The sequence below is a fragment of the Stappia sp. G46H5W genome (assembly GCF_058448995.1).
Genome location: NZ_JBZFLL010000002.1, coordinates 694,442 through 708,149, shown reverse-complemented (window position 1 = coordinate 708,149; position 13,708 = coordinate 694,442). Strand labels below are relative to the sequence as shown.

Here is a 13,708-nt window from a genome sequence, read left to right as displayed (position 1 = left end):
CGCTCCCATCCCTTTCCAGACAAGCGGGGAAGCAGACGAATGAAATCCCAGGCTCGCGTGGTGGTGATCGGCGGCGGCGTCGTCGGCTGCAGCGTCCTTTATCACCTGACCCGGAGGGGCTGGACCGACGTGCTGCTGATCGAGCGCTCGGAGCTCACCTCCGGCTCGACCTGGCATGCCGCCGGCGGCTTCCACACCCTGAACGGCGACCCGAACGTCGCCAAGCTGCAGGCCTATACCGTCTCGCTCTACAAGGAGATCGAAGAGATTTCCGGCCAGTCCTGCGGGCTGCACCTGACCGGCGGCCTGCAGCTGGCCGACACGCCCGAGCGGCTCGACTGGCTGAAGATGGCTCATGCCCGCGGCCGCTATCTCGGCATGGAAACGGAGATCATCTCGGCCAAAGAGGCCAAGGAGCTGCTGCCGCTGATCGACGAGCGGCACTTCGTCGGCGCCATGTGGGACCCGATCGAGGGCCATCTCGACCCCTCCGGCACCACCCACGCCTATGCCAAGGCGGCGCGCAAGGCCGGTGCCGAGATCTCGCTGCGCAACCGCGTCGTCGAGCTGGCCCAGAAGCCGGACGGCACCTGGCTCGTCGTCACCGAGCAAGGCACGGTGGAGGCAGAACACGTGGTCAATGCCGGCGGCCTTTGGGCGCGCGAGGTCGGCCGCATGGTCGGGCTGGAACTCCCGGTCCTTGCCATGGAGCACCACTACCTGCTGACCGAAGACATGCCGGAAATCGCCGAGATCGTCGCCTCGACCGGCAAGGAGATGGTCCACGCCATCGACTTTTCCGGCGAGATCTATACCCGGCAGGAGCGCGGCGGCATGCTGCTCGGCACCTATGAGCGCGCTGCGACGCCCTGGAGCCCGCGCCAGACGCCCTGGGACTTCGGCCAGGAGCTGCTGGCGCCGAACCTGGAGCGCATCGCCCCCTCGCTGGAGATCGGCTTCGAGCACTTCCCCGCGCTCAAGCACACCGGCATCAAGCAGTTCGTCAACGGTCCCTTCACCTTCGCCCCCGACGGCAATCCGCTGGTCGGCCCGGTGCGCGGCCTCACCAATTTCTGGTGCGCCTGTGCGGTGATGGCCGGCTTCAGCCAGGGCGGCGGCGTCGGCCTTGCCCTCTCCAACTGGATGGTCGACGGCGATCCCGGTTTCGACATCTGGGGCATGGACGTTGCCCGCTTCGGGCCCTGGGCCACCCTCGCCTATACCAACGCCAAGGTGCGCGAGAACTATTCCCGCCGCTTCCGCATCCGCTATCCCAACGAGGAACTGCCGGCCGCCCGGCCGCACCAGACGACGCCGCTCTACGACCGCATGCGCGCGCAAGGCGCCGTGATGGGCGACAGCTGGGCGCTGGAAACGCCGCTCTGGTTCGCACCCGAGGGCACCGAGCCCCGCGACATCGTCTCCTTCCGCCGGTCCAACGACTTCGCACACGTCAAGGCCGAGTGCCAGGCGGTGCGCAACGGCGTCGGCATCACGGAGATCGCCAATTTCGCCAAGTACGAGATCGCAGGTCCCGGCGCCGAGGCCTTCCTCGACAAGCTGATGACCAACCGCATGCCAGCCCTCGGCAAGATGGTGCTGACGCCGATGCTCAACGAGACCGGCAAGCTGATCGGCGACTTCACCATCGCCCGCATTGCCGACGACCGCTTCCTGATGTGGGGCTCGTCGCAGGCCGAGATCTATCACATGCGCTGGTTCGAGCGGCACCTGCCGCAGGACGGCTCGGTACGCGTGACGCCGATCAATCTCGGCTGGGTCGGCCTGTCGATCGCCGGCCCCAAGGCACGCGACCTGCTGGCGCGCGTCACCGGCGACGACGTGTCGAACGCCGCCTTCCCCTTCATGGCCAGCCGGGCGATGGACGTCGCCTCGGCCCCCTGCCATGTCAGCCGCATCAGCTATACCGGCGACCTCGGCTACGAGATCTGGATGGCACCCCATTACGAACGCCGGGTCTACGACACGTTGAAGGAAGCGGGCGCCGATCTCGGCCTGCGCGACTTCGGCATGCGCGCCCTGCTCTGCCTGCGGCTAGAAAAGAACTTCGGCACCTGGTTCCGCGAGTTCCGCCCGATCTACGGGCCCTATGAGGCCGATCTCGGCCGGTTCGTCGCGCTGAACAAGGGCGATTTCATCGGCCGCGAGGCCGCCATGCGGGAGAAGGAAACCGGCGGCACGCTGCGCCGGGTCAGCTTCGTCGTCGAGGCGGGCGATGCCGACGTGATCGGCGACGAGCCGATCTGGCACGACGGAAAGGTCGTCGGCTGGATCACCTCGGGCGGCTACGGCCACTTCGTCGACGCCTCGCTGGCGCAGGGCTACCTGCCGAAGGAGCTGGCGGCGCTGGGCGCGGACGGCGCTTTCGAGATCGAGATCATCGGCGAGCGGGTGAAGGCCCGCATCATCACCGAGCCGCTGTTCGACCCGCGCGCCGAACGCATGCGCATGTAGCCGAGCGGCACGGCGCGTCAGCTTCCGGGGTTCATCTCCCGGAAGCAGGCGATCACATGGCTGGCGAAGGCGTCGCTCGCCTTGCCGGCATTGCCCGCTTCCTTGAGGATCAGGTGGTAATCGCCGATTTCCGGCAGGCCGTGGCGCGCGTCGAGCTTCTGCAGCGGCGGCGTGATGACGCTGGTCGGGAACGGTGCGACGGCAAGGTCGGCCAGCAGGGCCGCTTCCTGTCCCGCGCTGTGAAAGCTCTGATAGGCGATGCGGTAGGGATGCTCGGCCTTGTCGAGCGCGATGCGCGCGGCCTTGCGCCAGGGGCAGCCGGACACCGACAGCGCCAGCGGCAGCGGGTTGCGGCTATAGGCAACGCCCCCTTCCAGCCCGGCCCAAGCCAGCGGCTCGGTGTAGACGATCTCCCCGCCGCGGGCGAGATCGCTGTCGGGCCGGGCCGTGTAGAGGATCAGGTCGAGCTGGCCGTCCTTCAGCTTCTGCAGCAGCGGCGGGCTGCCGTCGAGATGCACGTCGACATTGACCGCCGGATGCGAACGGGCGAAGCGCGTCAGGATGTTGGGCAGGAATCGCGTGCCGAAATCCGAGGGCGCACCGAAGCGCACCTCGCCCTCGATGGAGGGCGAGCGGAACATCGCAACCGCCTCCTCGTTGAGCAGCAGGATGCGGCGCGCGTAACCGAGCAGCGCCTCGCCCTCCGCAGTCATGCGGACACTGCGTCCCTCCCTTGCGAAAACCGCAGTACCGAGCAGCGTCTCCAGCTTCTTCACCTGCATGGAGACGGCCGACGGCGTACGCCCGATCACCTCGGAAGCCTTTGAAAAGCTTCCCGTTTCCGCGATGACGAGGAAGGTCCTGTACAGGTCCGTCTCGATCAGCGGCGTGCCTTTTCCCGGCACCAGATCCATGGCTTGCCCTCCTGGCGCTTTAGTTCAATGAAATTGATCATATACATGAGTTCTTTTGGTTTGCCTGATAGCGCGAATGCGACCATATCCCCGGTTAGAGCGGCAGGACAGTTCGCCTCGTGCGAACCGTCCGAACCGCAACGGCACACGCAACTCAAGCATATGGAGAGCGCCCATGTCCTACCTGACCCGGGTACTCGGCAACACCTTCGGCATTGCGACGCGCATCCATGCGCTGTCGGTCGCCGACACCGACCCGCGCACCCTTGCCGATCTCGGCATGTCGGGCGACGCGGCGAAGCAGGCCCGTTTCCAGTCGTTCCGCGCCGGCGAGCCCGGTGCCTCGAACGCTGCCCGCCTCGGACTGAACGGTCGCTGAGCACGTCTCCCCGCCGGCCCACCGACCGCATCGATCCGCTGTAACGACAAACCGCCGAAGCTCACGCTTCGGCGGTTTTCGTTTTTCGTGCAGGCGTGACGAGGAACCGCTGCTCAGAGGCGGCGGTTGACCAGGTTCTCCAGATATTCCTGGCGGCCCGACACGGGACGCGGATCGATGCCCTCGCGCTCGACACGCGCCGCGACCTCTTCCAGCGTGCGCTCGCCCTTCAGCATGGCGGCCGCCTCCGGCGCCTGCCATCCGGCATAGCGCTTGACCACCGCATCCGACAGCTCGCCCTTTTCCATGAGCTCGGCCGCAGCCAAAAGTCCGCGCGCGCAGGTGTCCATGCCGCCGATATGGCCGTGGATCAGGTCGGCCGCGTCCAGCGACTGGCGGCGGAGCTTCGCATCGAAGTTGAGGCCACCGGTGGTCAGGCCGCCAGCCTTCAGGATGTAGTAGAGCGCCAGCGCCACTTCCGGCACGTTCATCGGGAACTGGTCGGTATCCCAGCCGGACTGGTAATCGTTCCGGTTCATGTCGATGGACCCGAGAATCCCGAGCGCGGAGGCGAGCGCCACCTCGTGCTCGAAGGAATGGCCGGCAAGCACCGCGTGGCCGACCTCGATGTTCACCTTCACCTCCTTCTCCAGGCCGTAGGCCTTGAGGAAGCCGTAGACCGTGGCGACGTCGTAATCGTACTGGTGTTTGGTCGGCTCCTGCGGCTTCGGCTCGATCAGGATCGTGCCGGGAAAGCCGATCTTGTGCTTGTAGTCGACCACCATCGACAGGAAGCGGCCCATCTGGTCGAGCTCATGGCGCAGGTCCGTGTTGAGCAGCGTCTCGTAGCCCTCGCGCCCGCCCCACAGCACGTAGTTCTGGCCGCCGAGCTGATGGGTCACGTCCATGCAGGCCTTCACCTGGCCCGCCGCATAGGCGAAGACGTCCGGGTCCGGATTGGTCGCCGCGCCCGCCATGTAACGGCGGTGCGAGAAGAGATTGGCCGTGCCCCACAGAAGACGCGTCTTCGAGGTCTCCATCTTGCGGGCGAAGACCTCGGCGATCTCCTGCAGGTTGCGGTTGCTCTCGGCGAGCGTCGCGCCCTCCGGCACCGCATCCCGGTCGTGGAAGCAGAAGAACGGCACGCCGAGCAGGTCGAACATCTCGAAGGCGACATCGGCCTTCAGGCGCGCCATCTCCATCGTCTCGCCGAACCAGGGCCGCTCGAAGGTCTGCCCGCCGAAGGGATCGCCGCCCGGCCAGCAGAAGCTGTGCCAATAGGCAACGGCGAAGCGCAGATGATCCTCCATCCGCTTGCCCAGCACCAGCCGGTCGGCGTCGTACCAGCGATAGGCAAAGGGATTTTCGCTCTCCGGCCCTTCGTAGCGAATGGCGGGAATGCCGTCGAAAAACGCTGTCATCGCAGAACCTCTTTCAGTGCCGGATAAAGCGCCCGGTAGCGGGCGAGCCCTTCCTCGTGGAAGGCGCGCTGCCCCGCGTCAGGGCCGATGGAATGTGCCGTTGGCGGCGGTGCGAAACGGTCGGCGCCGCTCGCGCCGGTGGCCGCCGCGCGGCCGAGCCGTGCCGCACCGAAGGCCGCACCGAAATCCCCGTTGCCGGGCACGTCGATCTCGATGCCCAGAACCGTCGCCAGGATCTCCAGCCAGTTGCGCGAGCGGGCACCGCCGCCGATGGCGGTGGCGCGCTCCACGCGGGTGCCGGCGGCCGACAGCACGTCGAGGCAGTCGCGGAAGGCATAGGCGACGCCCTCCAGCACGGCGAGTGCGAGATCGGCCCGATCATGCGCCTGCGACAGGCCGACGAAGCTGCCGCGCGCCGAGGCGTCGTTGTGGGGCGTGCGCTCGCCGGACAGATACGGCAGGAACAGCACCGGCGGCCCGTCGCGCCGGGAGCGCTGGCGCGCGGCGGCCTCCGCCTCCAGTGTCGCGACATCGCAGCCCGAAACCCGCGCCAGCCAGTTGAGGCTGTCGGTCGCCGACAGGATCACCCCCATCTGGTGCCATGTGTCGGGCAGCGCGTGACAGAAGGCATGGACGGCGCCGGCGGTGTTGGGCCGGAAACGGTCGGTGGCGACGAAGAGCACGCCGGACGTGCCGAGCGACAGGAACGCCTCGCCCGGACGCACTGCGCCGATGCCGCAGGCGCTGGCGGCATTGTCGCCGGCACCGCCCGCCACCACCGGCGGACGCGCAAAGCCCCAGCGGGACGAGAGCTCCGGCAGGACCGACCCGGTGGCATCGGTCCCTTCGGCAAGCGCCGGCATGTTGGCGCGCGTGAGGCCGGTTGCAGCGAGCAGCTCGTCCGACCAGTCGCGCCGGGCAACGTCGAGCCACAAGGTGCCGGCGGCATCCGACATGTCCGAGGCAGCCGTGCCGGTCAGGCGCAGGCGGACGTAATCCTTCGGCAGCAGCACCAAGGCGGTTCTGGCAAAGATATCAGGTTCGTGGCGGGCGACCCATTCGAGCTTCGGCGCGGTGAAGCCCGGCATGACCAGGTTGCCGCCGATGCCGCGAAAGTCTGCCCGCGCGTCCAGCGCCATGCACTCGGCTTCCGAGCGTCCGTCGTTCCACAGGATCGCCGGCCGCAACACCTCGTGCGCCGCGTCCAGCAGGGTGGCGCCGTGCATCTGGCCGGACAGGCCGATGCCAGCAACGGCCGACATTTCGGACGGATGGCTGCGGGAGAGCTCGTCGAGCGTTGCGACCACCGCCTCCCACCAGGCATGCGGGTCCTGCTCCGACCAGCCGGGATGCGGCCGGGAAACGGTCAGCGAACTGGAGGCGGAAGCAAGGATCGCATCCGTCTCGTCCATGAGCACGGTCTTGACCCCGGACGTGCCGATGTCGATTCCCAGATACACGCGTCCTCCCGCACCGCATTGCGGCTGTTCATATTATTTTCGATACCAAAATATACCATGGTGCGAGGAAATAAAGAGGCACGATGAAAAGCGGCGGCGCGAGGGGATCGCGCCGCCGGGATGCCAGGCCGAACGAGGAAGGTCACGCAGCAGCGGTCGATGCCGACATGCGCGCCATGGCCCGCTGCTCTGCGAGGGCCAGCACCGCCACCGCGCCGGCCTGGATGCCGAGAAAGGCGTAGCCGAGCCCGGTCGGCGAAACGAGGCCGAAGAGCGGCAGCGCAAGGCTTGCCGCCACCCACAGCCAGTTGCCCGCAACGACAACGAAAACGCCCGCGGCCGGCGGAGCGGGCGGGACCGCAACCGCCAGCATGAAGGCAGCGATCGGCAGCAGCACAAGCCCCGCGTAGAACAGGAGATCCTGAGGAAGACCGAGCGGCGGCGCCAGAAGGCTAGCGGCGACAAGCAGCAGGCAGCCCATGGCAAGGCAGGTGACGGCATCGAGACCGAGAAGGCCGCGCAGGGAAAGGCGGTCGAAGATCTGCAACATGGGAACTCTCCTTGGTTGGCAGACCGGCCGGATGCCGGACTGGATGACAGGAGAGAACACCCACGAGGTCATCGAGGCGATTACCTCACAGGTCATTGAAGACAGAAAAGATCGCGGGCAGGATCAGGCCCATGATCACGACACTCTCCGCCAGCTTTCCCGAGCTTCTGCGCCAGTGGCGCAGCCGCCGGCGCCTCAGCCAGCTGGCACTGGCCGCCGAGGCCGGCCTGTCGCAGCGCCATCTCAGCTTCCTGGAATGCGGCAAGGCGCAGCCGAGCCGGGAGATGGTGCTGAGGCTGACAGACCAGCTCGCCCTGCCGCCGCGCGAACGCAACACCCTGCTGGTCGCGGCCGGTTTTTCGCCGCAGACGCAGGAGCGCGCGCCGGACCATCCCGACCTTGCTGCCGCGATGGAGGTGGTCGGGCGCATCCTCGATGGCCACTCCCCTCACCCGGCGCTGGCCGTCGACCGCAACTGGAACCTGGTGCGCGCCAATGCCCCGGCGCTGGCGCTGCTGACGGGCATCGCCCCGCACCTGCTGGAGCCTCCGGTCAACGTGCTGAAGGTGAGCCTGCATCCCGAGGGCCTTGCCCCGCGCATCCGCAACTACCGCGAATGGCGGGCCCATCTGCTGGAGCGGCTGGGACGGCAGGCCGATCTGTCGGGAGACACGCAGATCGCAGCTCTGGTGGAGGAACTGGGCGGCTATCCCGTGCCGGCTTCGGCGAAAGCGCAGCCGGTGGCCGGACGAGACAGGCATGCGGGCATCGCCGTTCCGCTGGAACTTCTGGCCGGCGATACCGTCCTTTCGTTCCTGAGCACGACCACGGTGTTCGGCACCGCGCTCGACATCTTCCTGTCGGAACTGACCATCGAGTGCTTCTTTCCAGCCAACGAGGCGACCGCGGCGGCGATGGCGGACCTCAGCGCAGGCCTTGCCGAGAAGTCCCCGGCCGGCTGATCAGTCGTCGGGGCCGGAGCGCATCCGCTTGATCGCCCCGCGCTGCTTCTTGGCGGCGAGCCGGCGCTCCTTCGAGGCCTTTGTCGGCCGCGTCGCCTTGCGCGGTTTCGGCCGCTCCAGCGCCTTGCGCACCAGGGCGGCAAGACGCTCCAGCGCATCCAGGCGGTTGCGCTCCTGGGTGCGGAACCGGTCGGCCTGGATGAGGATCTCGCCGGCCAGCGTCAGCCGGCTGCCGGCAAGGCGGGCAAGCCGCTGCTTGACGTCCTCGGCGAGCGTCCGGTTCTCGGAAAGCTGGAAGCGGAGCTGAACGGCCGTCGCCACCTTGTTGACGTTCTGCCCGCCAGGTCCCGAAGCGCGCACGAAGCTCTCCGACAGGTCCGCAGCCGGGATGCTCACCCCCGGCGCAACCTCCAGATCCATGTCCGCCACTGATGCCATCGCCGTCCCGTTCCGTTTGTCTGTCGCCGTGGGGCATGCGCTTGGATCGCCCCCGGTGCAATGCTATGTCGGTCGCCAGGACCAGATATGAGGGGCGCCAGCGTGACACCGGACCGCGACATCCAGCGACTGATCGAGATCATGGCCGCCCTGCGCACGCCCGGGACCGGCTGCCCCTGGGATCTGGAGCAGGACTTCGCAACGATCGCCCCTTACACGATCGAGGAAGCCTACGAGGTCGCCGACGCGATCCAGCGCGGCGACATGGTCGACCTGCGCGAGGAACTGGGCGATCTGCTCCTGCAGGTGGTCTATCACGCCCGCCTTTCCGAGGAACAGGGGGCTTTCGCCTTTCCCGACGTGGTGGAGGCGATCACCACCAAGATGATCCGCCGGCATCCGCACGTCTTCGGCGACGACAATGCCCGCTCCGCCGGCATCGCCAAGGGCATGTGGGAGAAGATCAAGCAGCAGGAGAAGCTGGAGCGCGCCAGCGCCCGGGCCGCGGCAGGCCTTGGCGAAGAGCGCCGACGGTTCCTCGACGACGTGCCGCCGATCTTACCTGCCCTGACCGAAGCGGAAAAGCTGCAGCGGCGCGCAGCGCGCGTCGGCTTCGACTGGGGCAGCGCCGGGCCCGTGCTCGACAAGATCCGCGAGGAGACCGAGGAACTGGCCACCGAGATCGCGGCAGAGGACGGCAAGACACCCGACCGCGAGCGTATCGCCGGCGAGATCGGCGACCTGATCTTCGCCGTGGCGAACCTGGCGCGGCATCTGGACATCGACCCGGAGGAAGCGCTGAAGCGCACCAACCGCAAGTTCCGGCGGCGGTTCGCAGCCATCGAAGATGCGGCTGAAGGCGAAGGCCGTACGCTCGCCGACATGAGCCTCGACGAGATGGAAGCGGTCTGGCAGGCGGCGAAGTCGAACGACGCCTGAGCCCGCCGGAGCGCCGTTCAGTCCGCCGAGCCCTCGTCTATCTCGGTGAACACACCGCGATAGCGGGTGGTGAACTCGCCCTTGCGCCGCTCGCCGACACGCACGCGCAAGGAGATGCCCTCCTCGCCGTCCGTCCGCCGCAGCACGTCCGTGTTGCGATAGAGCCAGGCAAGCCCCTCGCCGTCCTCCGGCGCCAACCGCAGCTCGTAGACGAGACTGTCCTCGGCGAGCCGCAATTCCACCCGCGCCAGAAGATCCGCAACGCCCTCGCCTGTGACGGCCGAGACGGCAACGGGTCCCTCGTCGATGCGATTGGCGGCAAGCAGCGTCTGCCGGTGTTCGTCGGAGAGCTTGTCGACCTTGTTCCAGACCTCGATCAGGCGACTGCTCTGCGCCTGTTCGAGCCCCAGCGCGTCGAGCGTTGCGGCCACGTCCGCTGCCTGGGCCTCGGTGTCCTCGTGCGAGATGTCGCGCACATGCAGGATGAGATCGGCCTCCGTCACCTCCTCCAGCGTCGCGCGAAACGCGGCGATGAGGTGCGTCGGCAGGTCGGAGATGAAGCCCACCGTATCCGACAGGATGACGTCGCGCCCGTGCGGCAGCGTCACCCGCCGCAGCGTCGGGTCGAGCGTCGCGAACAGGAGATCCTTGGCGAAGACTTCGGCCTGGGTCAGGCGGTTGAACAGCGTCGACTTGCCGGCATTGGTGTAGCCGACCAGCGCCACGACGGGCTGCGGCACCTTCTTGCGCTTGGCGCGGTGCAGCTCGCGGGTGCGCGTGACCTGCTCGAGATCCTTTTCCAGCCGGTTGATCCGCTCCTGGATGAGGCGCCGGTCGGCCTCGATCTGGGTTTCGCCGGGACCGCCGACGAAGCCGAGACCGCCGCGCTGTCGCTCAAGGTGGGTCCACGAGCGCACGAGCCGGCTTTTCTGCCACTTCAGGTGGGCAAGCTCCACCTGAAGCGTGCCCTCCGCCGTGCTGGCGCGGTCGCCGAAGATTTCCAGGATGAGGCCGGTGCGGTCGAGCACCTTGCAATGCAGCGCCTTTTCCAGATTGCGCTGCTGGATCGGCGTCAGCGGATGATCGACGACGACGAGTTCAATCTCCTCCGCCTTCACGATGGCGGCGAGTTCCTCGACCTTGCCGCTGCCGAACAGCGTTCCGGGCTTGGGCGTTGCGACCGTGGCGATGCCGCTGGAAACGATCTCTAGATCGATGGCGGCGGCAAGGCCGATGGCCTCTTCAAGCCGCGCCTCGGGCGAGCGGCGAAGCTGAGCGGCACTTTCGCCGCGCTGCCGGCCGGTCAGCACCGGAACGATGACGGCGGCTCGTGCGCCAGCGGCCCCGCGCGGGCCCTCGAACGGATTGTCCGGTTCCTGCGCGGGTTTGTCCTTCCGATTCGAGCGGGGTTGGTTCTTCAATCAGCCCGCCGTCTTTTCGCCGGTCTCGTCCGGCTCGAACAGCTGCACCGGAGCATTCGGCATCACGGTGGAGATCGCGTGCTTGTAGACAAGCTGCGAGTGTCCGTCACGGCGCAGAAGAACGCAGAAGTTGTCGAACCAGGTCACGACGCCTTGCAACTTCACGCCATTGATCAAAAAGATCGTCAGCGGGGTCTTCTGCTTGCGTACATGGTTGAGGAAAGTATCTTGAAGGTTTTGAGCGCGGTCAGCCATGTTTTATTTTTTCCTGCATTCGCATTGTCGTTTATTGGTGCGCCCAGCCGGAAACAAAATCTGTCACCATGCAGTTCTGCTGCCCGCAGCATTGCGCCCGGCAGACCCGGCGTCAAGAGCCCGGAGGAAGACCCTCGGACGCACGACGCCAGTTTAGCGCATCCTCGTTGCCATTTCTGCCCGTTTATATGCCACAGCCTGCCTCAAGTCACACCGCACTGACTTCGGCGGTCTCATGGAACATGCGTCGCAGTTCCCGCGTCAACTCTCCGGGATGGCCATTGCCGATGGACTGGCCGTCGATCTGCACCACCGGCATCACCACCGTCGTCGCGGCGGTCATGAAGGCTTCCTTGGCCTGCTTCGCCTCTTCCAGGCTGAAGGCACGCTCCTCGAAAGTGAGGCCGTTGCGCTCGATCATGTCGAGGACGACCTGACGGGTAATGCCCTTCAGGATGCCGCTCACCGCCGGCCGCGTTACCAGGCAATTGTCCTTGGTGACGATCCAGGCATTGGTCGAACCACCCTCGGTCACCATCCCGTCACGGTCGACGAACCAGGCTTCCTTGGCGCCCGCTTCCTTCGCCTTCTGCTTGGCCAGCACGTTGGGCAGAAGGCCGACGGTCTTGATGTCGACGCGCTCCCAGCGGTTCTCCGGCACGGAGATCACCGAAACGCCCTTTTCGGCCAGGGCGGCAGCGGCTGCCGGCTGGGAGGAACGGGCCGTCACCACGAGCGCCGGCTCGACGTATGCGGGCGGAAAGACGTGGTCGCGGCGCGACACGCCGCGGGTCACCTGCATGTAGACGAGCCCGTCGCGCACCTTGTTGCGGCGAACGACCTCGTGCAGAACCTGCGACAGGGCGGCACGGCCCATCGGCATGCGGATCGACAGTTCGCCGAGCGAACGCTCCAGGCGGTCGAGATGGCGCCGCTCGTCGACGAGATGGCCGTGCCAGATCTCGCAAACCTCGTAAACGCCATCGGCGAACTGGTAGCCCCGGTCCTCGATATGAATGGCGGCCTCCGCGTGCCGGACATAGCGCCCGTTCACATATGCGATGCGGCTCATGCTTCCTCCAGTCGATTGCGGAACGCGGCAGCCCGGCCGCGTGTCAGAAGAATTCCAGGCTGACGCGGAACATCTGCTCCACCTGCCGCACCCGCTCCGCAATGGCAAACAGCACACAGCGGTCATGGGCGCGGATCACGGTGGAGCCGTCCGGCGTAATCACGGTCCCGTCGCGGAAGACAGCGCCGACGCGAATGCCGTCGGGCAGATCGACCTCCCGCAAGGGCTTGCCGACGAGCGGCGAGGTTTCCAGCGCTTCGGCCTCGATGACCTCGGCCGCGCCGTTCTGCAGGGCATGGACACCGCGGATACGGCCGCGCCGCACATGCTGCAGGATCTTGGAGATCGTCACTTGCCTTGGATTGACGAAGGCGTCAATGCCGAGCGCATGGGCGAAGGTCGGATAGCTCGGATTGTTGAGAAGCGACAGGTTGCGCTTGCAGCCGAGCTTCTTGGCCATCACGCAGGACAGGATGTTGACCTCGTCCTCGTTGGTCAGCGCGATCAAGGTGTCTGCGTCCTGAATGTCGGCTTCCTTGAGGATGGTCTGGTCCAGCGCGCTGCCGTGCAGGATCACGGCGCGCTTCAAGGTGTCGGCGATGCTGAGCGCACGCTCGCGCGAATGCTCGATGATCTTGACCTTGGCCGCCGACTGGCGCTGTTCCAACGTGCGCGCGACATAATGGCCGATATTGCCGCCGCCGGCGATGACGACGCGGGTCGCCTCCGGCTCCTCGTGACCGAAGATCGCCAGCGTCCGCCGCACCTGGTCGCGCCGCGCGACCACATAGACCAGATCGCCGACGAACAGCGTGTCGGAACTCTTGGGAACGAAGAGATGGTTGCCGCGAAACACGCCGGTGACCACAGCGCCGAGATCGGGAAACAGCTCGGTGAGCTGGCGCAGCGGCGTGTTCACCACCGGGCAATCCTCCCGGCAGATCAGGCCGACCACAACCACCTGGTCGTCGGCAAAGCGCACGGTCTCCACCGCCCCGGGCAGCGCAAGGCGGCGCAGCACCATCTCGCCCACCTCGATCTCCGGCGAGATGATGACGTCGATGGGCATGTTGTCCCGGGAGAAGAGGTCGCTCCAATGCGGCTTCAGATAGCTCTGGGCACGCACACGCGCCACCTTGGTCGGCACCTTGAACAGGGAATGGGCCACCTGGCAGGCGACCATGTTGACCTCGTCGTACAGGGTGACGGCGATCAGCATGTCGGCCTGGTCCGCACCGGCCTGCGCCAGCACATCCGGATGCGCGCCATGGCCGACGAACCCGCGCACGTCGAGCGTGTCGCGGATCGCGTTGATCAGCCGCGGCGAGGAATCGATGACTGAGACATCGTTCTGTTCGGCCGCAAGCTTCTCGGCAATGCCGTAGCCCACCTGGCCGGCGCCGCAAATCACCACTCTCATCG

At 66.8% G+C, this 13,708-nt stretch carries 13 protein-coding genes; 4 read left to right on the top strand and 9 right to left on the bottom strand.

Annotation, left to right across the window (positions count from 1 at the left end):
* Positions 1-39 precede the first annotated feature (39 nt).
* Complete coding sequence (locus ACVJ6E_RS08930) at positions 40-2,475, top strand: FAD-dependent oxidoreductase (RefSeq protein ID WP_120267941.1); 2,436 nt, start codon at positions 40-42, stop codon at positions 2,473-2,475.
* Between the two features lie 17 nt (positions 2,476-2,492).
* Here ACVJ6E_RS08930 and ACVJ6E_RS08925 read toward each other — a convergent pair whose 3' ends face one another.
* A complete protein-coding gene (locus ACVJ6E_RS08925) occupies positions 2,493-3,389 on the bottom strand; it encodes a LysR family transcriptional regulator (RefSeq protein WP_120267940.1) in 897 nt (298 codons plus the stop codon).
* A gap of 175 nt (positions 3,390-3,564) precedes the next feature.
* Between ACVJ6E_RS08925 and ACVJ6E_RS08920 the strand changes: the two genes are divergently transcribed.
* Entirely contained in the window at positions 3,565-3,768 is a 204-nt protein-coding gene (locus ACVJ6E_RS08920) for a hypothetical protein (RefSeq protein WP_120267939.1), read from the top strand.
* Between the two features lie 113 nt (positions 3,769-3,881).
* On the opposite strand, the gene xylA is transcribed toward ACVJ6E_RS08920, so the two are convergent.
* The 3 genes from xylA to ACVJ6E_RS08905 all read right to left on the bottom strand — a co-directional run bounded on the left by xylA (position 3,882) and on the right by ACVJ6E_RS08905 (position 7,199).
* A complete protein-coding gene (xylA, locus tag ACVJ6E_RS08915; protein ID WP_120267938.1) occupies positions 3,882-5,189 on the bottom strand; it encodes a xylose isomerase in 1,308 nt (435 codons plus the stop codon).
* Positions 5,186-6,649, bottom strand: coding sequence for a xylulokinase (xylB, locus tag ACVJ6E_RS08910; protein WP_120267937.1), 1,464 nt, complete (start codon positions 6,647-6,649; stop codon positions 5,186-5,188). The genes xylA and xylB overlap by 4 nt, the downstream gene beginning before the upstream one ends.
* A gap of 142 nt (positions 6,650-6,791) precedes the next feature.
* Positions 6,792-7,199: a hypothetical protein gene (locus ACVJ6E_RS08905; protein ID WP_120267936.1), complete on the bottom strand. Its 408-nt coding sequence runs from the start codon at positions 7,197-7,199 to the stop codon at positions 6,792-6,794.
* Between the two features lie 131 nt (positions 7,200-7,330).
* On the opposite strand from ACVJ6E_RS08905, the gene ACVJ6E_RS08900 reads away from it, so the two are divergent.
* The gene (locus ACVJ6E_RS08900; RefSeq protein WP_120267935.1) at positions 7,331-8,161 is read left to right on the top strand and encodes a helix-turn-helix transcriptional regulator; all 831 of its coding nucleotides are present in this window, start codon (positions 7,331-7,333) and stop codon (positions 8,159-8,161) included.
* On the opposite strand, the gene arfB is transcribed toward ACVJ6E_RS08900, so the two are convergent.
* A complete protein-coding gene (gene arfB / locus ACVJ6E_RS08895; protein WP_120267934.1) occupies positions 8,162-8,581 on the bottom strand; it encodes an alternative ribosome rescue aminoacyl-tRNA hydrolase ArfB in 420 nt (139 codons plus the stop codon).
* Between the two features lie 120 nt (positions 8,582-8,701).
* Here arfB and mazG point away from each other — a divergent pair, with 120 nt between their 5' ends.
* Positions 8,702-9,538: a nucleoside triphosphate pyrophosphohydrolase gene (gene mazG, locus ACVJ6E_RS08890; RefSeq protein ID WP_120268365.1), complete on the top strand. Its 837-nt coding sequence runs from the start codon at positions 8,702-8,704 to the stop codon at positions 9,536-9,538.
* Between the two features lie 17 nt (positions 9,539-9,555).
* On the opposite strand, the gene hflX is transcribed toward mazG, so the two are convergent.
* The 4 genes from hflX to trkA all read right to left on the bottom strand — a co-directional run bounded on the left by hflX (position 9,556) and on the right by trkA (position 13,706).
* Positions 9,556-10,959, bottom strand: a complete 1,404-nt coding sequence (gene hflX, locus ACVJ6E_RS08885; RefSeq protein WP_120267933.1) for a GTPase HflX — start codon at positions 10,957-10,959, stop codon at positions 9,556-9,558.
* Positions 10,960-11,214, bottom strand: coding sequence for an RNA chaperone Hfq (gene hfq / locus ACVJ6E_RS08880; RefSeq protein WP_067215116.1), 255 nt, complete (start codon positions 11,212-11,214; stop codon positions 10,960-10,962). It abuts the gene before it with no gap.
* A gap of 208 nt (positions 11,215-11,422) precedes the next feature.
* A complete protein-coding gene (gene dat / locus ACVJ6E_RS08875) occupies positions 11,423-12,286 on the bottom strand; it encodes a D-amino-acid transaminase (protein WP_120267932.1) in 864 nt (287 codons plus the stop codon).
* A gap of 43 nt (positions 12,287-12,329) precedes the next feature.
* Complete coding sequence (gene trkA / locus ACVJ6E_RS08870; RefSeq protein ID WP_120267931.1) at positions 12,330-13,706, bottom strand: Trk system potassium transporter TrkA; 1,377 nt, start codon at positions 13,704-13,706, stop codon at positions 12,330-12,332.
* Between the last annotated feature and the right edge of the window lie 2 nt (positions 13,707-13,708).